This is a genomic window from Streptomyces sp. NPDC086080, from assembly GCF_044540255.1.
Classification (GTDB): domain Bacteria; phylum Actinomycetota; class Actinomycetes; order Streptomycetales; family Streptomycetaceae; genus Streptomyces.
On sequence record NZ_JBITRU010000035.1, the window covers coordinates 15,769 to 33,048 of the forward strand.

Annotated in this window: 16 protein-coding genes, 1 other RNA gene and 1 pseudogene; 11 read left to right on the top strand and 7 right to left on the bottom strand. The window is 72.1% G+C overall.

The window, feature by feature from the left end; translation table 11 throughout:
* Positions 1-97: 97 nt before the first annotated feature.
* The 5 genes from ACIF9R_RS31410 to ACIF9R_RS31430 all read right to left on the bottom strand — a co-directional run bounded on the left by ACIF9R_RS31410 (position 98) and on the right by ACIF9R_RS31430 (position 3,306).
* Entirely contained in the window at positions 98-757 is a 660-nt protein-coding gene (locus ACIF9R_RS31410) for a bifunctional 4-hydroxy-2-oxoglutarate aldolase/2-dehydro-3-deoxy-phosphogluconate aldolase (RefSeq protein WP_399985796.1), read from the bottom strand.
* A 98-nt stretch (positions 758-855) separates the two neighbouring features.
* Positions 856-1,638, bottom strand: coding sequence for a peroxide stress protein YaaA (gene yaaA, locus ACIF9R_RS31415; RefSeq protein WP_399985797.1), 783 nt, complete (start codon positions 1,636-1,638; stop codon positions 856-858).
* Between the two features lie 27 nt (positions 1,639-1,665).
* Positions 1,666-1,917 carry a hypothetical protein gene (locus ACIF9R_RS31420; RefSeq protein ID WP_399985798.1) on the bottom strand — a complete coding sequence of 84 codons (252 nt, stop codon included), beginning with the start codon at positions 1,915-1,917 and terminating at the stop codon, positions 1,666-1,668.
* A gap of 10 nt (positions 1,918-1,927) precedes the next feature.
* Positions 1,928-2,467 (bottom strand): hypothetical protein, encoded by a 540-nt coding sequence (locus tag ACIF9R_RS31425; protein ID WP_399985830.1) that lies wholly within the window; start codon positions 2,465-2,467, stop codon positions 1,928-1,930.
* 83 nt (positions 2,468-2,550) lie between these two features.
* Positions 2,551-3,306 (bottom strand): MerR family transcriptional regulator, encoded by a 756-nt coding sequence (locus tag ACIF9R_RS31430; RefSeq protein ID WP_399985799.1) that lies wholly within the window; start codon positions 3,304-3,306, stop codon positions 2,551-2,553.
* 172 nt (positions 3,307-3,478) lie between these two features.
* Between ACIF9R_RS31430 and ACIF9R_RS31435 the strand changes: the two genes are divergently transcribed.
* The 4 genes and pseudogenes from ACIF9R_RS31435 (at position 3,479) to rnpB (ending at position 6,234) form a co-directional block, all read left to right on the top strand.
* Entirely contained in the window at positions 3,479-4,051 is a 573-nt protein-coding gene (locus ACIF9R_RS31435; RefSeq protein ID WP_399985831.1) for a Uma2 family endonuclease, read from the top strand.
* Between the two features lie 27 nt (positions 4,052-4,078).
* Positions 4,079-4,912 carry an AraC family transcriptional regulator gene (locus tag ACIF9R_RS31440; protein WP_399985800.1) on the top strand — a complete coding sequence of 278 codons (834 nt, stop codon included), beginning with the start codon at positions 4,079-4,081 and terminating at the stop codon, positions 4,910-4,912.
* Between the two features lie 82 nt (positions 4,913-4,994).
* Positions 4,995-5,711 (top strand): annotated as a pseudogene (locus ACIF9R_RS31445) (DMT family transporter); the annotation flags it as partial.
* A gap of 119 nt (positions 5,712-5,830) precedes the next feature.
* Positions 5,831-6,234, top strand: an RNA gene (gene rnpB / locus ACIF9R_RS31450) — RNase P RNA component class A.
* Positions 6,235-6,428: 194 nt separating this feature from the next.
* Here the strand turns inward: rnpB and ACIF9R_RS31455 are convergent.
* Complete coding sequence (locus ACIF9R_RS31455) at positions 6,429-9,299, bottom strand: AAA family ATPase (RefSeq protein WP_399985832.1); 2,871 nt, start codon at positions 9,297-9,299, stop codon at positions 6,429-6,431.
* Between ACIF9R_RS31455 and ACIF9R_RS31460 the strand changes: the two genes are divergently transcribed.
* From ACIF9R_RS31460 to ACIF9R_RS31480, 5 genes are all read left to right on the top strand, one after another.
* Complete coding sequence (locus tag ACIF9R_RS31460; RefSeq protein WP_399985834.1) at positions 9,183-9,443, top strand: hypothetical protein; 261 nt, start codon at positions 9,183-9,185, stop codon at positions 9,441-9,443. The two genes, ACIF9R_RS31455 and ACIF9R_RS31460, sit on opposite strands and share 117 nt — an antisense overlap.
* 242 nt (positions 9,444-9,685) lie before the next feature.
* Entirely contained in the window at positions 9,686-10,900 is a 1,215-nt protein-coding gene (locus ACIF9R_RS31465) for a cytochrome P450 (protein ID WP_399985801.1), read from the top strand.
* A 28-nt stretch (positions 10,901-10,928) separates the two neighbouring features.
* Complete coding sequence (locus tag ACIF9R_RS31470) at positions 10,929-11,786, top strand: FkbM family methyltransferase (protein ID WP_399985802.1); 858 nt, start codon at positions 10,929-10,931, stop codon at positions 11,784-11,786.
* On the top strand, positions 11,783-12,547 hold the full coding sequence (locus ACIF9R_RS31475) for a thioesterase II family protein (RefSeq protein WP_399985803.1): 765 nt from the start codon (positions 11,783-11,785) through the stop codon (positions 12,545-12,547). The genes ACIF9R_RS31470 and ACIF9R_RS31475 overlap by 4 nt, the downstream gene beginning before the upstream one ends.
* 40 nt (positions 12,548-12,587) lie before the next feature.
* Positions 12,588-13,133, top strand: coding sequence for a hypothetical protein (locus tag ACIF9R_RS31480; protein WP_399985804.1), 546 nt, complete (start codon positions 12,588-12,590; stop codon positions 13,131-13,133).
* 387 nt (positions 13,134-13,520) lie between these two features.
* Here ACIF9R_RS31480 and ACIF9R_RS31485 read toward each other — a convergent pair whose 3' ends face one another.
* Positions 13,521-14,840 (bottom strand): cytochrome P450, encoded by a 1,320-nt coding sequence (locus tag ACIF9R_RS31485; protein ID WP_399985805.1) that lies wholly within the window; start codon positions 14,838-14,840, stop codon positions 13,521-13,523.
* A gap of 287 nt (positions 14,841-15,127) precedes the next feature.
* Between ACIF9R_RS31485 and ACIF9R_RS31490 the strand changes: the two genes are divergently transcribed.
* Positions 15,128-16,312: a cytochrome P450 gene (locus ACIF9R_RS31490; protein ID WP_399985806.1), complete on the top strand. Its 1,185-nt coding sequence runs from the start codon at positions 15,128-15,130 to the stop codon at positions 16,310-16,312.
* A 103-nt stretch (positions 16,313-16,415) separates the two neighbouring features.
* A complete protein-coding gene (locus ACIF9R_RS31495) occupies positions 16,416-17,210 on the top strand; it encodes a phytanoyl-CoA dioxygenase family protein (RefSeq protein ID WP_399985807.1) in 795 nt (264 codons plus the stop codon).
* The last annotated feature ends 70 nt before the right edge of the window (positions 17,211-17,280 follow it).

A 17,280-nucleotide genomic window follows, 5' to 3' on the forward strand; every position in this document is an offset into this window, starting at 1 on the left:
GGTCGGACCCGCGGACCCTCCAGCCCATGAACCCCCGGGTCTCCCGGGTCTCCCGGGTCTCCTAGTCTCCTTGGTCTCCTGGGCCCCTCGGACCCCCTCAGCTCCGCAGCTCCGACGCCTGTCGTGCCAGCCCTTCGATCCGGGCCCAGTCCCGCGCGGCCACCGCGTCCGCCGGAAGCATCCAGCTCCCGCCCACACAGGCCACATTGGGCAGCGCGAGATAGTCCGGCGCGGAGTCGGGGCCGACGCCTCCGGTCGGGCAGAAGCGGGCCTGCGGCAGCGGCCCGGCGAGCGACTCCAGATACGCCGTCCCGCCCGCGGCCCGTGCCGGGAAGAACTTCATCTCCCGCACCCCCCGCTCAAGGAGTGCCACCACTTCAGAAGCAGTGGACACTCCCGGCAGGAACGGCACCCCGGACGCCCGCATGGCCTCCAGCAGTACGTCCGTCCACCCAGGGCTGACCAGGAACCGCGCCCCGGCCGCCACCGCCTCGTCCACCTGCTCCGGCCTGATCAGAGTCCCGGCCCCGACCACGGCCTCCGGCACCGCACCGGCGATCGCCCGGATCGCGTCGAGCGCGGCGGGCGTCCGCAGGGTCACCTCGATCACGGGCAGCCCTCCGGCCACCAGCGCACGCGCCAGCGGTACGGCGTCGGCGGCGTCCTCGATGACGACGACGGGCACGACGGACGCGAGATCCAGCACGGAAGAAGAGCCGGAGGAGGCAGCGGACGAGGAGGGCAGGGGACAGCTCATGCCGTCATCCTGCCGCCCTCTCCGCAGCATGCGCAAAGCTCATTGCGCATGCTGCAATGCCTATCCTCAGTGCTACCTGCCCCCAGTGCTGCCTGTCCTCAGTGCACCTCGTCCACCAGCACGTCCAGCGCCCAGGCCGCCCCCGCTCTGGCCGGCGCCGACGCCTCCACCTCGTACCCGAGGTCCCGCAGCGCCTCCACCAGCGCGGCGGGGTCCCCCGGGACCGCCCCGGCCGTCAGCAGGCTCCGGACGATCCGCCCCTTGGTCGCCTTGTTGAAGTGGCTGACCACCTTGCGCGTCGGCGCGTGCAGCACGCGTACCGTCGCCGTCCGCCCGGCCACCTCGCCCTTCGGCCGCCAGGCCGCCGCGTACGCCGCCGACCGCAGGTCGAGGACCAGCCCGCTGCCCGCGGCCTCGGGCAGTACCTCCGCCATCGGGGCACGCCAGTGCCCGCTCAGCGCCCCCAGTCCGGGCAGCTTCACCCCCATCGAACAGCGGTAGGAGGGGATCCGGTCGGTGACCCGGACCGCGCCCCACAGGCCGGAGAAGACCAGCAGCGACGTCGCCGCCCGCCGCTTCGCCGCCGCGTCGAGGGACGCCAGGTCCAGGGCGTCGTACAGCACCCCGGTGTAGATCTCCCCGGCGGGCCGGGCCCCGGCGGTCCGCAGTCCGGCGTTCTTCGCGACCTCGCCCCGCAGCCCTTCACTCAGTCCGAGCACCTCGCGCGCCTTGTCCTCGTCGCCGGTGCACAGGTCCACCAGCTCGGCGAGCACCGCCTCCCGCGCGGCGGTCAGTCCCGGCAGCGACAGCGACTCGGGCTTCAGCGGGGCACCGCGGCCGGAAGCGGCCTTGCCTTCGGACGGCGGCAGCAGGACAAGCACACGTACTCCTTCGATCGAACCCGTTCGTCAGGGTACGACGTGCGTCAGGCCGGCCGGCTCGGTGCCGTGGAGCGGGGCCGGGCCGAAGCCCATGCCCGTGAAGCGGCCCGCCGGCTCCGGGGAGAGGACACCGTGGAGACGGGTCCGGAAGGTCAGCGCGCGGCGCAGGGCAGCGGGGTCCGCGGGATGGCAGCCGACCCACTGACGGTGCTCGGCGAGATGGATCAGTTCGTCGCGGCCGGAGACGTACCGGTACAGCGCGGGCCCGCTCAGGCCCATCTGCGAGGGGTTACAGCGGGGCCGCCCCGACGGTCAGGGCGCGTACGAGCCCGTCGGCGTCGTCCGCGTGGAAGCGCACCACAAAGACCTCGCGGCGGCCGCCGAGCGGGCCGACATGGGTGACCGGTTCGGTGAGCTCGACCGTGACGTTCGTCTGCGAACCGACGGCGAGATCGAGCACGCCGTCCGCCGCCTCGTGCGTCATCCGCAGCTCACGCCGGACGGAGCCGATCCGCTCCCGCGGTATCCACAGATCGACGTGCACGGCCCGCCGGACCCGCACCCCACCCGGACCCACGACATGGGGCCGGACGACGGACGCGGCGTGCAGCGCGACGACGAAGACGACCGTGTAGACGTCCAGGACCAGCACCACCGTGTGCACGGTCGGCCAGTCGCTCAGCAGGACGGACATCGCCACCGTCTCGACCACGCACACGAACGCGAGCCCGAACATCAGGGCCGCCTGCCCGCCCGCGTACCCGAACGCCGTACCGCCGGCACCGGCACCGTGGGTGCGCCGTGCCACCCACAGCCCCAGACTCGCCATCAGCCGCGCCTCGTGCCGCGCCAGCGCCCACCCCACCCGCACCGCCACCCCCACCGCACCGGTCCCTCCCGCGGTCCGCCGGCTCATGCCCGCCCCTCCGCGACGATCCGCAGCGCCCGGCGGAAGGCCTCCGCCTGGGCGGGGGCGAAGTCCGCGTAGAGGGCGGCCAGGAAGCTGTTGCTCTCGTCGAGGACGGAGTCCTCCGGCAGCAACTCGGCGGGCACGCACTCCGCGAGCGCGCGGGCGGCCTCGTCGACCCCGGGATCGTCGGGGCCCGCACCGTCGAGCTCGTCGAGCAGCCGGTACACGGCCATGGCCCGCTCCATCCCGCCCGGCGCCCCGACCACCCCGCTCATCAGGCCCATCAGCCGCTTCCGCTCCTCCGGCGGGGCCGAGGTCTCGATCAGCGCGAGGATCTCGCGGTCCCTCGCGGCCATGGGGGAGTCGGTGAGATGGGCGGTGTCCCGGAACAGGGCGGCCAGCTCCGGCGAGACCGGACCCTCGGCGGTCGTCCCGCCCTCCGACTCCAGCAGCGTCCGCAACCGCGCCCGCCGCTCCCGGATCGCCTCCTCCTGCCGCGCCAGGTCCTCGTCCAGCTCCGCCAGCACCTCGGCGAGGTCCTTGCCCGCGTCGTCCGCGAGCACGTCCCGCACCTCGGCGAGCCCGAGCCCCAGTTCGGTCAGCCGCCGGATCCGCGCCAGTACGACGGCGTGCCGCAGGGTGTAGTCCCGGTACCCGTTCCCGAGCCGCTCCGGCTCCGGCAGCAGCCCCAGATGGTGGTAGTGCCGCACCGCCCGCGTGGTGACCCCGACGGCGGCGGCGAGTTCTCCGATCCGCATGCCCCCAGTAGAAACGTTGACGTCGCGGCAGGGTCAAGCGAACGCTGTGGCGTCCGACAGGGGCCGTGATCCTGTGCCACGATCGAGGGAACGGTTCCCGATTCCACGGTCAGGTGATCACCCGATGGTCCAGTCTGGCGAGCGACCGAAGGAGGGGCGCGACGTGACGGCAATGGCCCATGAGCCGATCTCGCAGGCGGACGTCCTGCTGGAGGGGTTCCTCGCCCTGGACACCCCGGACGGCTTCCGGGCGGAGTTGATCGAGGGGGAGATCGTCGTGACGCCGCCGCCGGACGGGGACCACGAGGACTACATCAATCTGATCATGAAGCAGGTGATCAGACGATCCCGTACCGACATGGACTTCTCCGGGAACAAAGGACTGAAGCTGAAGAGTGGCGGCGCCTGCCCGAAGAACCACGTCATCCCGGACGGCACCTTCGCGCGCACGGAGCTGCGCCTCTACCGCGGCGCCGACCCGTGGATGCCGTGCGACGGCGGCGTGGCGATGGTCGTGGAGGTGACCTCCACCAAGCCGCAGGCGGACCGCGAAGCCAAGCGCCGGTGCTACGCGCGGGGCGGCATTCCCCTGTACCTCCTCGTGGACCGCGAGACGTCCTCGATCACCCTGTTCGGCGACCCGGAGGGCGACGAGTACCGGGAGCACCGCACCCGGCCCCTGGGCAAGCCCCTCACCCTCCCCGAACCCTTCGCCTTCGACCTGGACACCGCCGACTTCCTCTGATCCCCTGAGGGGCGGGGGTGCGACATCGTGGGGAACGTGCGGGAACAGGCCAGGTGGACCAGGGCGCGGCTGGGGTGGGGCGGGCCCGCGCTGGATCTGCTCACCGCGCGGTTCGACCGGCACGAGTACGCGCCGCACGCGCACGACGAGTACACGGTCGGGGTCACCGTCGACGGCCTCGAGACGATCGCCTACCGCGGCGGGCGCCTCGTGTCCGGGCCCGGCTCGATCGTCGTCCTGGAGCCCGGCGAGATGCACACCGGCGGCCCCGCCGCCTCCGAGGGCTACGCGTACCGCGCCCTCTACGCCGCCCCCGCCCTGCTCGGCGACGGCACCCTCGGCACCGCCCTCCCGTACTTCCCGGAACCCGTCCTGCACGACCCGGAGCTGGCCGCCGCCCTGCGCCGTGCGCACACCGACCTCAGCGCCCGCCCCGACCCGCTGGAGGCCGAGTCGCGCCTGCCCTGGCTGCTCGCCGCGCTGGCCCGCCGCTACTCCACGTCCCGTGCCGACGACGGCGCCGTCCCCGGCGCCCGGTCCGTCGCGCTCACCGTCCGCGACCGCCTCGCCGACCAGCTCCTCGCCCCGCCCTCTCTGGGAGACCTCGCCGACGGCCTCGGCCTCTCCCGCTACCAGCTGCTCCGCGCGTTCCGTACGACGATGGGCGTGCCGCCGTACGCGTGGCTCGCCCAGTACCGGGTGACCCGGGCCCGCGCCCTGCTCGACGCGGGGGTGCGGCCCGCGGAGGCGGCCGCCCTCGTCGGCTTCGCCGACCAGGCGCACCTCACCCGGTGGTTCCGCCGCGTCCTCGGGGTGACCCCGGCGGCGTACCGCAACAGCGTTCAAGACGCCGGGCGCTGAGCCGGCGGACACTCCCCGCATGACTGCACGCGGCTGGTTCCTGTTCTCCCTGATGGGAGTGGTCTGGGGCATCCCCTATCTGATGATCAAAGTGGCGGTGGACGAGGTGTCCCCGTCGGGCGTGGTCTTCGCCCGCTGCGCCGTCGGGGCGCTCCTCCTGCTCCCCTTCGCCCTGCGCCAGGCGGGCCTCGTCCGGAACCTGCGGGCGCACTGGAAGCCGATGCTGGCGTTCGCGGTCATCGAGATCGTCGGCCCCTGGTACACCCTGACCGACGCCGAACGCCACCTCTCCAGCTCCACGGCCGGCCTGCTGATCGCGGGCGTCCCGATCGTCGGCGTCCTGCTGTCCCGCGCCTTCGGCCGGGCGGAGTCCCTGGGCCCTCGCCGGATCGCGGGCCTGGCCCTCGGGCTCGGCGGCGTAGGAGTCCTCACCGTCCCCCACCTGACCGGCGGCGACGCCCTCTCCCTCGCGGAGGTCCTGGTCACGGTCGTCGGCTACGCGACGGCGCCGCTGATCGCCGACCGCCACCTCAAGGACGTCCCCACGCTGCACCTGATCACGCCCTGCCTGGCCCTGGCCGCCCTGGTCTACGCCCCCGCCGCGATCGCGAGCCGCCCGGCGGCCCTCCCCACCCCGGAGACCCTGGCCGCTCTGGCCGCCCTCGGCGTCATCTGCACGGCGGTGGCGTTCGTCGCCTTCCTGGAGCTGATCAAGGAGGCGGGCCCGATCCGCGCCTCGGTGATCACGTACGTCAATCCGGCGATCGCGGTGGCGGCCGGCGCGCTCTTCCTGGACGAGGCCCTGACCGCGACGGTGGTGGCCGCCTTCGTCCTGATCCTCACCGGATCGGTGCTGGCCAACGCGCGGGAGCGGAAGCCGGCCGGCCGGGCGGCGGGTACCATGGTCGACACGGCAGACGAGCCGGGCGGGCGGCCGCGTGGAGTTCCTCACGGGACTTCCCGAGGAACGTCCGGGCTCCACAGGGCAGGGTGGTGGCTAACGGCCACCCGGGGTGACCCGCGGGACAGTGCCACAGAAAACAGACCGCCGGGGACCTCGGTCCCCGGTAAGGGTGAAACGGTGGTGTAAGAGACCACCAGCGCCTGAGGTGACTCAGGCGGCTAGGTAAACCCCACCCGGAGCAAGGTCAAGAGGAGCGCCGTGAAAAGCGCTCTGCGCGGACGATCGAGGGCTGCCCGCCCGAGTCCGCGGGTAGACCGCACGAGGCCGGCGGCAACGCCGGCCCTAGATGGATGGCCGTCGCCCGGGGCTCCGCGAGGAACCCCGGGAACAGAACCCGGCGTACAGCCCGACTCGTCTGCCGCTCTGTATTTTCGCAGGTCAGATGCCATGTTGACTGATGCCTCGGGCTTCTCCTGCCGGCCGCCCCGGCCGCCGTCCCACCCGGCGGGACGGTCGGTGGACGCACCCGCAAGCGTGGGTCCGCATCCGGCCATGGAGACCCCTGGCCAGGCACACACGGTGTCGGTGCGCCTCTGCCGGACGGCCAGGTCCTCAGCCCGTACCCCTCGCCCGAGCGTCCGGCCGTCCGTCCGAGGCGTTCGGGAAGGGCTGGTTCGAGACCGGGGTCGATTCCTTCTCCGACGTCCCTGCGAGTGACGTGAGGCGACTCTCCCGGTCTGTCGCAGCCGATGCCGCAAGCGCCCGGGAGAGGTCCTCCCGTGAGACGATGCCGAGCTTTCGGTACGCCTGGGTGAGGTGCCACTCCACCGTCTTGACCGTCACGAAGAGCGTCTGGGCGATGTCCCGGTTGCTCAGGCCCTCGGCGGCGAGGGCCGTCACCCGTTCCTCGGAGGGCGTCAGCGCGGACGGGGACCGTTTGCGGCGACCCGGGCCGCGGGCCGGGGCCCCGAGTGACAGCAGCTCCTCCCGGGCCCGGCCGTGCAGGGGGTACGCTCCGCACTCTCCGGCGAGTTCGACGGCGAGCCGGAGTTGCCCGCGTGCCGTCGAGGTCTTGCCGGCCCTGCCCAGCAGCCTGCCGTGGACGTAGAGGGTGCGGGCCCGTTCGAGGAGGGCCGGTGAGCCGTCCAGCAGGTCGACGGCCTCTTCCAGCAGCCGCAGGGCGCGGTCCGGGGCCGCGGTCGAGGCCAGGGTCCGCAGCACCACGGCCAGGGGGCGGGCCGCTCCGAAGGCGTGCGCACGGGCCAGTTCCTCCTCGCCCAACTCCTGTGCTTCCCGCACCCGTCCACTGCGGTGGAGGGCCGTGACGATCGGGGTCCACATACCCACCGATCCCGCCGCCGGGCCGAGTTCCGCGTCGAGTGCTCGTCCCCTCAGCAGGTCGGCCACCCCGGCGTCGGTCTGCCCGAGTGCGAGCCGGAGCCGACCACGGGCGCGCAACAGGGGCAGGTGGACGGAGGTGTCGCTCTCGGCATGGAGCAGCTCCCGCACCGACAGCTCGGTGGTGGCCCGCTCCAGTTCTCCCAGCTCGATCAGCGACTCGACCAGGGCGGCCGCCGCGATCGGCTGCGCGATCGTGGGGCGGCCCGCCGATTCGCTGGCCTCCAGCGCGGTCGCGGCGAGGTCGGCGGCGACGGACACCTGACCGAGCTGCAGTTCGATATTCGCCCGCAGGCAGTCGTCGAGGTGGAAGAGATGGACTCCCCGGCGCCGGGACTCGTCCGTCACCGTCCGCAGGGCGCGGCGCGCCTCCGGGAGCCGGTCGCAGATCGTCAGGGACCAGGACGCGGTGAGGGCCGCGCCCCAGCCGACGCCGTTCTCGGCGGGCAGGCCCGCCCGGCGCAGTACATGGTCGGCCGAGTCCGCCATCCGTCGGGCGTCCGTGCGGTTCCACAGTTGTTCGAGGAGGCCGTGGCCGTTCCCGGGGAAGGCCGTCCCGGCCGTCCGCTCCCGGAGCTGGGCCAGGCGCCGCCGTTGGAGATCACGGGCGCCGGGGGACAGTCTGCCGATGCAGGACAGCGCGTTGTACAGGTCGGCGACGGTGTCCGACGCCGGGAGTTCGGTGATCGTGTCGGCCAGCACGGTGACCGCCTCCTCGAACCGGGAGCCGGCGGCGAGCGCCGAGGCCAGGTCCCGTGCGACGACGGCTCGCGCCTGAGGGGCGGAGGTGTGCTCCAGGGCTTCCGCGAGGTGTGCTGCGGCGGCCTCGTGGTCGACGGACAGCTCCGCCGCGCCGAGGCGGCTCAGAACCGTCGGCAGATTGCGGTCGGCCGGGGGTTCGCGCAGGGCGCGGCGCAGATAGGACACGGTGTCCGACTCGCCGCGCGCGCCCGCCGCGGCGGCGGCGTCCAGCAGGCTCCTGACGGTCCGCTGGTCGGCCTGGGCGGGTGCCTCCAGCAGATGGCCTGCGATCTGCTCCGGTGAGGCCCCGGCGGTGGCCAGCGCCCGTGCCGCGCGGGCGTGCAGTTGGCCGCGGGTGGCCGGCGGAGTGCTGTCCTGGACCGCCGTACGCACCAGTGGGTGGGCGAACCGCAGTACCGGTTCGTCGATCAGGATCTCCGCGTCGATGAGGGCGGCGAGCGCCTTGTCGAACTCGGCGTCGGCGCGGCCGGTGGTCCGCTCCACCACCCGTGGTTCGGTCGAGCGGCCCAACACCGCTACCGCCTGGGCCAGTTCGAGGGACGGCTCCGGGAGGCTGCGCAACTTGCGGACGATCCAGCGTACGAGGCTGCGGGGGGCGCGTTCGGTCAGCCGGTCCGGGCCGGTACCGGCCGGCCGCCCGGCTCCGGTGGCCGCCTCGTCGAGCACCGCCCGCACCAGCATCGGGTTGCCGGCGGTCGCCTCGAAAAGGGACTCGGCGGTCGCCAGGGGGTCGGGTCCGCCGACGGTCTCCGCGACGACCTGCTCCAGGACCCCGAGGCTCAGCGGCGCCGGCCGGAGCACGGTGGAGTCGAAGGAGGCGACCACCGCCCCCAGCAGATCGGCGGCGGGACCGGGGCCCCGGGGTTCCATGGCGACGGTCAGCATGATGGGGCTGTGCCCGACCCGGGCGGCGAGGTAACTGAGGAACCGTAAGGAGGGCAGATCGGCCAGTTGCGCGTCGTCGACCACGAGAACGAGGCGCCGGTCGCCGGCGAGATCCAGAAAGACCCGGTGTAATTCATGGAGCAGCGCGTGCCATTCCGCCGGGTGTGCCTCGTCCGGCAGTTCGCCGTGCAGCAGGTGTGCGATGCGCGATGCGTGCAGTCGGGCGGACAGGTTCCCGCCCGGAGGGTCCTCGACCGCGGATTCAATCAGTTGCGCAACCGCTCCCAGGGCGAATGAGGCCTCGAATTCGTTCCCTCTCGCATGGAGTACCAGGAACTTGTTGTCCACGGCCTTGCTGTGCAGGTGGCGAAGGAGGCTCGACTTGCCCGTACCCGGGGCGCCCTCGACCGCTATGACTCCGCCGAATCCGCCGCGCAGATCGTCGAGTTTTCTTTCGATCTCGGATATTTCAGCTTGCCGTTCGAGAAGTTCGGTGCGCGTTCTGTCAAATACATTGGTTACCACGGTCAGCGTTTCCCCGTATCGCCTGGCCGAGAACATTTCACTGCTATTTCACTTTGAGCGCATGAACAAATCCGAGAATACACGACCCCTGTCCGAGCGTCCAGGATGATTTTGGTGGGGTGAGTCGCTCGCCGGAACGACCTTTGTCCCGAAATGAGAATCCCGTCAGTCGAAACCCCCAGAGTTTTTGGCGGCGCCCCTGGAACCGGGACGAGTGCCGCATGAAGAAACTCTGGGGTTCTGCCCGGAGAGGCTGTTGGCCACAATCGGCTCGTCCCCTCACCCCAGGAGCCCTCGGTATGCCACGTGGACGACCGGTCACCGCGCTGTCCTCGCTGGAGCTCTGCGACCCGGACCTCTACGCCCAGGGGCACCCCGAGGAGCTCTGGCAGCGGATGCGGCGCGTAGCCCCCGTGCACGAGGGCGAGTACGACGGCCGCCGGTTCCACGCCGTGCTGTCGCACACGGAGATCTCCCGGGTCGTCAAGGACACCCGGCACTTCACCTCCCAGCAGGGCATGCGGCTGGACCAGAACCCGGCGGCGACGGCGGCGGCCTCGGGCAAGATGCTGATCATCACCGATCCGCCGCGGCACGGCGGGATCCGGCGGATCGTCAGCGGCGCCTTCACCCCACGCATGGTGGCCCGGCTGGAGCAGACCATGCGCGAGACGGTCACCGCCGTACTGGACGAGGCCCTGGAGGCCGGCGAGTGCGACTTCACCCGGGTCGCGGCCCGGCTGCCGCTCTCGGTGATCTGCGACATGCTCGGCGTGCCGCCCGATGACCGGGACTTCATGCTGGAGCGCACCATGGTGGCCTTCGGTGCGGGAGAAGAAGCGGCGGCCGACCCGCTCGCGTCGGCCGAGGCGCACGCGGACATCCTGTCGTACTACGAGGAGTTGCTGGCCCGCCGACGGCGCGAGCCCCAGGAGGACATCGTCACCGCGCTGGCGCACGGCACGGTCGACGGCGTTCCCCTCACCGACGAGGAGATCTTCCTCAACTGCGACGGGCTCGTCTCCGGGGGCAACGAGACCACCCGGCACGCGAGCGTCGGCGGACTGCTGGCGTTGACTCGCCATCCGGCACAGTGGACGTCGCTGCGCGCGGATCCGGATCTGCTGCCGACCGCCGTGCAGGAGATCCTGCGGTTCACCAGCCCCGCGATGCATGTGCTGCGCACCGCCACCGCCCCGGTCGAGATCGCCGGCCACGCGCTGGCCCCCGGTGACCAGGTCGCGCTGTGGCTGGCGGCCGGCAACCGCGACGACACCGTGTTCGAGGCCCCCGACCGGTTCGACGTCACCCGGCGGCCCAACCCCCACCTCGCCTTCGCGGCCGGGCCCCACTACTGCCTCGGCGCGGCACTCGCCACCCGGGAACTCACCGTCCTGTTCGAGGAACTGCTGCGGCGGGTCCGCGACGCCGAGTTGACCGGTCCGCCCCGGCGGACGCGGTCGATCCTGATCTGGGGCTACGACGCCCTGCCCGTGCGACTCGTCGCCGCCTGACCCACCGCGCGAGCCGAAGGAAGCGACCATGAGCGAGGAACGGACCGCGCACGACGTACCCGGCGCGACCCGGCGGGAGGTGAGCCTCCCGGACGGCCGACGTGTCTCGTGCACCAGCCCCGCGGAGGCACTGCTCATCTGGCGGGAGGCCACGGGCGACGGCCTGTATGGGATCGCCGCACGCGCGTTGCGCCCCCACGACACCGTCCTCGACATCGGCGCCAACATCGGGCTGGTGTCGATCGCGTTCGCCGACGCGCGGCGCACACTGCGGATCGTCGCCGCGGAACCCGTACCGGACGTCTTCGCCTGTCTGCGGGACAACCTCACCCGCCATGTCCCGGGAGCGATCCCGGTGCGCACCGCTGTGGGAGCCGCACCCGGCGTCCAGGACTTCACCTACTACCCGGCTGCCCCCGGCAACTCCGGCCTGTACGCCGACCGGGCGGCCGACGACGCCCTCACCAGGACCTTCCTGCGCCACGGCGGTCTGGACGAGGAGGCCGTCGACATGATGATCGAGGGACTGCACGAGGGCCGGAGCATCCAGGTCCCGGTCACCACCGTCTCCGACCTCATGCGCGAGCACGACCTACGATCCGTCGCACTGCTCAAGGTCGATGTCGAACGCGCGGAACTCGACGTCCTGCGCGGGGTCGACGCCGCCGACTGGCCGCGCATCGGCGCCGTCGTCGCGGAGGTCCACGACGAGGGCGACCGGCTCGCGCGGCTGAGTGAGCTGCTGCGGGACGTGGGCTTCTCACTGCGGGTACGGCAGGACCCCGCACTGCGCGGCACCGAGATGTACGAGGTCCACGCCTACCGGGCGGAGCACACGGGGCAGCCGGCCGTGATGTACGACGCCCCCGAGGAGGCCGGCCGATGAGCGTCGAGCAGGCGGCACTCGTCACGATGGGCGGCGCGGAGCGGTGGCGGGCGGACCGGACACTGGTGTGCGTGCCGCACGCCGGGGGCAGCGCCGTGGCCTTCCACTCCTGGCACCGCGTGTTCGGCCCGCGCGGTTTCGCCGTCCGGGCCGTCCACTGGGACCGGCCCGACGGGTCGGAACGCCGCGCCCGTATCGAGTCCCGCGCCGCCGCCCTCGCCGGCGCGGTAAGCGAACTGCCGCAGCCATGGATCCTGTTGGGCCACAGCCTCGGCGCGCTGATCGCCGCCGAGACGCTGCGTCTGCTGGAGGAGTCGGCCGGGCCGCTCCCGGAGCGTACGGTGCTGTGCGCCGCCGCGCCCCCCGGCTCCCGGCGGACCTTTCCACCCGATGTGCTCGCGGCGTCCGACGAGCAGATGACCTCCTACGTCCGACGGCTCGGCGGCACGGACGAAAGCCTCCTGGCCGACCCCGACTTCGGCCCGCAACTCCTGGCCGGGCTCCGCACCGACCTGGATCTGATCGAACGGTACACACCGGACTTCACCCGCCCGTTGAAGTCGCCGGTCTCGGTGTACGGGGCGGCGGCCGACCACGACGTCCCGGTCGAGTCCCTGGAGGGATGGCGGGAACTGGCCCCGGAGGCCCGGATACGCGTCTTCGACGGCGGCCACTTCTTCCCGCACGAGGACCCGGCCGGGGTCTGCCGGGCGGTCACGGCGGACTGCGCGGCGGACGACCGCGACCGGGCCCGGGACTAGACTCGCCCGATGCCGCCCCACGCCGTATCCGGAGCCGTCCATGTCCGATAGGCCAGCGAACCCTTATACGACCGCCGCATTGGCCCGTCTGGTCCTCGCCGACCGGGCCCGCGACACCGTCGACGAGGCGATCCGTCTGGTTCCCACCCTGGACGACGACCGGCACACCCCGCAGGAATTGCTGCTCCAGGCGCTCCGGGTGCGCTCGTACGTCGACAGGCTGGTGGAGGCCGCCGTCCTGCACGCACGGGAGAACGGCACCGACTGGACCGGCATCGCGATCGCGATGGGCCTTCGCACCGAGTCCGTCACCGAGCGATGGCTCCCGCAGGAACAGCGCTGGCAGGCCGGCCTGACCCACCCCCTGCGCCAGGACCCCGGCGAGGACCTCCCGGAACTGACCATCCCCCAGGCCGCCTACGCCCCGGAGGCCTACGCCCACGACCTCGACGACTGGGCCACCCGCCACCTCGACCCCGTCGAGAGCGAACGCTGGCACGCCCGCGGCCTCGACACGACCCGCCCCGTGTCCGGAGGACTGTCCCGCAGCGAGGGCGAGACCGGCACCGAGCCCGACGACACCTGAGCCCGCACGACGTCAGCGACAGCTCCGGCTGCGCCCGGGCATCGTGCGGATGTGTGGCTGGTGGCGCGTCAGGCCGTCCGGCGCGCGGCGGTGCCCTTACCACCGGCAGGGGCGTCCGTCCCGCCGGTCGTGGCGTCCGGCCGCCGGTGGCGGAGCCCCGGCCCGCACTGCCCCGTCGTCAGTTCGACGTGCCGCCGGGCTGGTGGATGCGGCGGGCGGGAGACTGCCGCGTGGCTCCTGTTCAGTGCCGGTGGCGCCCGCCGTCGCCCCCGTCGTGAGGCGGGCGTGTCGTCGGGCCGAGGCCCGGGGGCCGGCTGTGGCAGGCGGGACACCGTCAGCCGTGTGGTGGCCGTCCGGCCGCGGCGGCGCCCGCGGCCGCCCCCGTTGTCAGGTGGACCTTTCGCCGGGTCCGGGGCCGGCGGTGGTGGGCGGGGCGTCGTCGGCGACCCGGTGCCCGTTCAGCCGCAGCGGCAGGCGTTGCAGTTTGCGCATGCCTGATACCGGCTGCCAGTTCAGGGTCTCGGGGCTTGCGGCCAGTGACAGGGAGGGCCAGCGGGCGAGCAGTCGGGCCAGGGCGATCTCGGCCTGGTGGCGGGCCAGGCCGGCGCCGAGGCAGTAGTGCGGGCCGGCGCCGAACGACACATGGGCCTCTCCGCGGGTGCGATTCCGGCGGGTGATGTCCAGGCGCTCCGGGTGCGGGAACTCCCGGGGGTCGTGGTTGGCGCCGCTGAGCGCGGCCATCACCGCGTCCCCGGCCTGGAACGACGCCCAGCCGAGGTCGGCGTCCTCGGTGACGTACCGCAGCCGTGACACCAGGACGGGCCCGCACCAGCGCAGCAACTCGTGCACCGCCTGCGGGATCAGCTCCGGGTCGGCGTGGACCAGCGCCAGCTGGTCGGGGTGGGTCAGCAGCGCCCAGACGCTGTTGGCGAGGAAGTTGGCCGTGGTGTCGTGCCCCGCGATGACCAGGCTGAGCACCATCGTGACCAGTTCCCGGTCGGTGAGACGGTCGCCGTCCTGAGCCCGGATCAGTTCGCTGATCAGATCGTCCGCCGGCCGGGCTCGGCGGTGTTCGACCAGCGACCGGGTGTAGTCCACGAGCGGTCCGAGCGTCTCGCCCAGTCTCTCCTGCTCGAACGACAGCGCGTGGGTCCAGCGCAGCCAGGCGGGCCGGTCGGCCATCGGTACGCCGACGAGTTCGCAGATCACCGTGATGGGCAGCGGATAGGCGAACCGGCTGAGGAAGTCGACAACATCGTCCTCGGCGTGTTCCGCCATCTCGTCCAGGAGATCGTCCGTGAGACGCTCGATACGCGGACGCAGGGCGAGGATCCGCCGCGCGGTGAACGCGGGCGCCACCAGCCGCCGCAACCGGCTGTGGGCCGCCCCGTCGCTGTCGAGGAGGGTGTCCGCGAGATATGGGATCAGATCCTCGGCGAGACCGAGGTTCCGCATCGCGTTGACCTGCATGAGCGGCGCACCCGCCGACGCCGGGTCGTTCGCGAACCGGGGATCGGCGAGCACCGACCGTACGCCCTCGTGGCGTCCGACCACCCACATCAACGACCCGTCGAGCGAGCGCATGGGACAGGCGGCCGCCTGCTCCCTCATCTGCGTGTACACGGCATGCGGGTCGGTGAGGACGTTGGGCGGCGGTGCGTGTACGCCGGGCGACTGCTGCTGATCGCTGACAGGCTGACCACTCACGGATGCCCTCCGTATGCACCGAATGCGCTCGCTGCCCCCACCCTCCGCGCCAGGGCCCGTAGGCCACAACCCTGGACTACGCAGCGTGGGCACCGGCTCATCCTGGGGTTCTTCTGGGGTGCTCCCCTGGTGCGGTGGGCGACCGTCGTCGCGAAGGATTGCCGAAGATCTTCCGAATGCGCGACGGGGGGCGGTGTGAACGTGGACGGATCTTCGGCACGTGTACGTGTACGTGTACGCGGTGCATCGGTGCCTGTGCATGTGCGTCTGTGCGGTGAATCGGCATCATGACGGCTCCGGCGTACTCGGTCGACGGAGGACGCTCCCTGCACCGCTGGCTGCGGGACATGCGGCAGCACCACCCGGTGCACCGCGATCCCCTCACCGGGGTGTGGACGCTCTACCGGCACGCCGACATCACACGGGCCGCCGCCGACCCGGCCACCTTCTCGTCGGAGCTGTGGCGGTATCTGCCCGGGGAGATGGGCACCGGCGATCTCACCGCGGGCAATCTGACGGCGATGGATCCGCCCCGGCACCGCCTGGTGCGTGATGTGGTCAGCCGCTCGTTCACGGCACGCGCGGTCGCGGGACTGCGGCCCAGGATCGCCGCCATCACGGAGCGCCTGCTCGACACCGTCGCCGACCGAGGCGAGATGGACGTCGTCGCCGACCTCTCCGATCCGCTGCCCGTCCTGGTGATCGCCGAGCTGCTCGGTCTGCCGGAGGAGGAGGGGGAGCTGTTCCGCGACTGGGCACAGCGCCTGCTCTCCTTCGACAAGGGCGACCTCACAAACGAGGCGGTCCGCAGTCGTGTCACCGGCACCCAGAAGGAACTGCTGGACCACCTGAGGGTCCACTGCCGGCGGCGCCGGGCCGACCCCCGGGACGATCTGATCAGCCATCTCACCCGGGCCGAGGTCGACGGGGCGCGGCTCACCGAGGAGGAGGTGGTGAACTTCGCCAACCTCCTGCTGCTCGCCGGCCATGTGACGACCACGCTGCTGCTGGCGAACATCGTCCTGACCCTCGACGAGCACCCCGACGCGACGGCCGGGATATGCGCCGACCGGGCGCTGATCCCGGGAGCCATCGAGGAGACCCTGCGCTACCGGCCGGTGATCGTCAGCACTATGCGGGTCACCACCCGCCCGGTCACGGTCGGCACCGAGCGGCTCTCGGCGGGCCAGTTCGTGTCGCTGTCGTTCATCTCCGGCAACCGCGACGAAGAGCATTTCACCGATGCCGACCGGTTCGACATCCACCGTGACGCCCGCAGACATCTGGGGTTCGGCCACGGCATCCACTACTGCCTGGGCGCCCCGCTGGCCCGCCTCGAACTGGGCATCGCGCTGGAGGCGATGCTCGACCGCTTCAGCCGGTTCGAGGTGACGGGCACGCCCGTGGACTACTACGACACGCCCGGGGTCGCCGGTCCGCGTTCCCTGCGCGTCGCCTTCCGCCATCACTGATCCGACACCACGGGACACCACGGGACACCACGGGGCGCCGCACCTGACGCGATCGTCGGTCACCACGTCACGTCCTGCCGACCAGGTCCACGCGGAGAAAGCCATGACACTGACCGAGGAACAACTCGCGAGCTACCACAACGACGGATTCGTGCTGTTGGAGAACACGTTCTCCGGCGATGAGATCGACAACCTGTGCGTCGCGCTGGCCGAGGACCAGCGCGACCCCGGCCCACGGCTGATCACCGAGAACGACGGCGTGACCCCCCGGTCGATCTACGCCTCGCACACCCGCCACCCGGTCTTCGAGCGGCTGGTGCGCACCGAGCGACTGCTCGGCCCGGCCCGGCAGATCGCCGGCGACGACCTCTACGTCCACCAGATGAAGGTCAACTCCAAGCAGGCCTTCGGCGGCGAGGAGTGGGCGTGGCACCAGGACTACATCGTCTGGCGCGACGTCGACAACATGCGGGCCGCCTCACAGGTCAACGTCGCGCTCTTCCTCGATGACGTCACCGAGTTCAACGGCCCGGTGATCTTCCTGCGCGGCTCGCACCGGCTGGGCACACTGGAACGCGGCGCGTCCGCGCGAGGCCACGGCACCGGCCACATCGACCCGGACGAGTACTCCCTGCGCCCCGCCGAGCTCGCCGATCTGGTCAAACAGCACGAGATGGTCGGCCCGAAGGGAGCGCGGGGCGGCGTCCTGCTGTTCAGCCCGCAGATCGTCCACGGCTCCGGGACCAATGTCTCCCCGTTCGCCCGGCGTCTGCTGATCCTCACCTACAACCCGGTGTCGGCCGCGCCGTCCCCGGTCGGCGCACCGCGCCCCGGCCACCTCGTCGGCCGCGACCACACCCCGCTTCGGATCCACCGCGGCCGGTTCGACGCTCCCTGAGCACATCGATCCCCGAGCACGACGGCCCCCGAGCACGTCCCTCCACGAGCACGACGCTCTTCGCGCATGA

What these genes read in the sequence shown, in the direction of transcription:
- ACIF9R_RS31420 (WP_399985798.1), bottom strand. Translation starts at nt 1,917, where the DNA reads ATGGGCCTGAGCGGGCCCGCGCTGTACCGGTACGTCTCCGGCCGCGAC.
- ACIF9R_RS31425 (WP_399985830.1), bottom strand. Translation starts at nt 2,467, where the DNA reads ATGGCGAGTCTGGGGCTGTGGGTGGCACGGCGCACCCACGGTGCCGGT.
- ACIF9R_RS31470 (WP_399985802.1), top strand. Translation starts at nt 10,929, where the DNA reads ATGAGCGAGGAACGGACCGCGCACGACGTACCCGGCGCGACCCGGCGG.
- ACIF9R_RS31435 (WP_399985831.1), top strand. Translation starts at nt 3,479, where the DNA reads ATGGCCCATGAGCCGATCTCGCAGGCGGACGTCCTGCTGGAGGGGTTC.
- ACIF9R_RS31490 (WP_399985806.1), top strand. Translation starts at nt 15,128, where the DNA reads ATGACGGCTCCGGCGTACTCGGTCGACGGAGGACGCTCCCTGCACCGC.
- ACIF9R_RS31495 (WP_399985807.1), top strand. Translation starts at nt 16,416, where the DNA reads ATGACACTGACCGAGGAACAACTCGCGAGCTACCACAACGACGGATTC.
- ACIF9R_RS31410 (WP_399985796.1), bottom strand. Translation starts at nt 757, where the DNA reads ATGAGCTGTCCCCTGCCCTCCTCGTCCGCTGCCTCCTCCGGCTCTTCT.
- ACIF9R_RS31430 (WP_399985799.1), bottom strand. Translation starts at nt 3,306, where the DNA reads ATGCGGATCGGAGAACTCGCCGCCGCCGTCGGGGTCACCACGCGGGCG.
- ACIF9R_RS31475 (WP_399985803.1), top strand. Translation starts at nt 11,783, where the DNA reads ATGAGCGTCGAGCAGGCGGCACTCGTCACGATGGGCGGCGCGGAGCGG.
- ACIF9R_RS31480 (WP_399985804.1), top strand. Translation starts at nt 12,588, where the DNA reads ATGTCCGATAGGCCAGCGAACCCTTATACGACCGCCGCATTGGCCCGT.
- ACIF9R_RS31465 (WP_399985801.1), top strand. Translation starts at nt 9,686, where the DNA reads ATGCCACGTGGACGACCGGTCACCGCGCTGTCCTCGCTGGAGCTCTGC.
- ACIF9R_RS31460 (WP_399985834.1), top strand. Translation starts at nt 9,183, where the DNA reads ATGGAGTACCAGGAACTTGTTGTCCACGGCCTTGCTGTGCAGGTGGCG.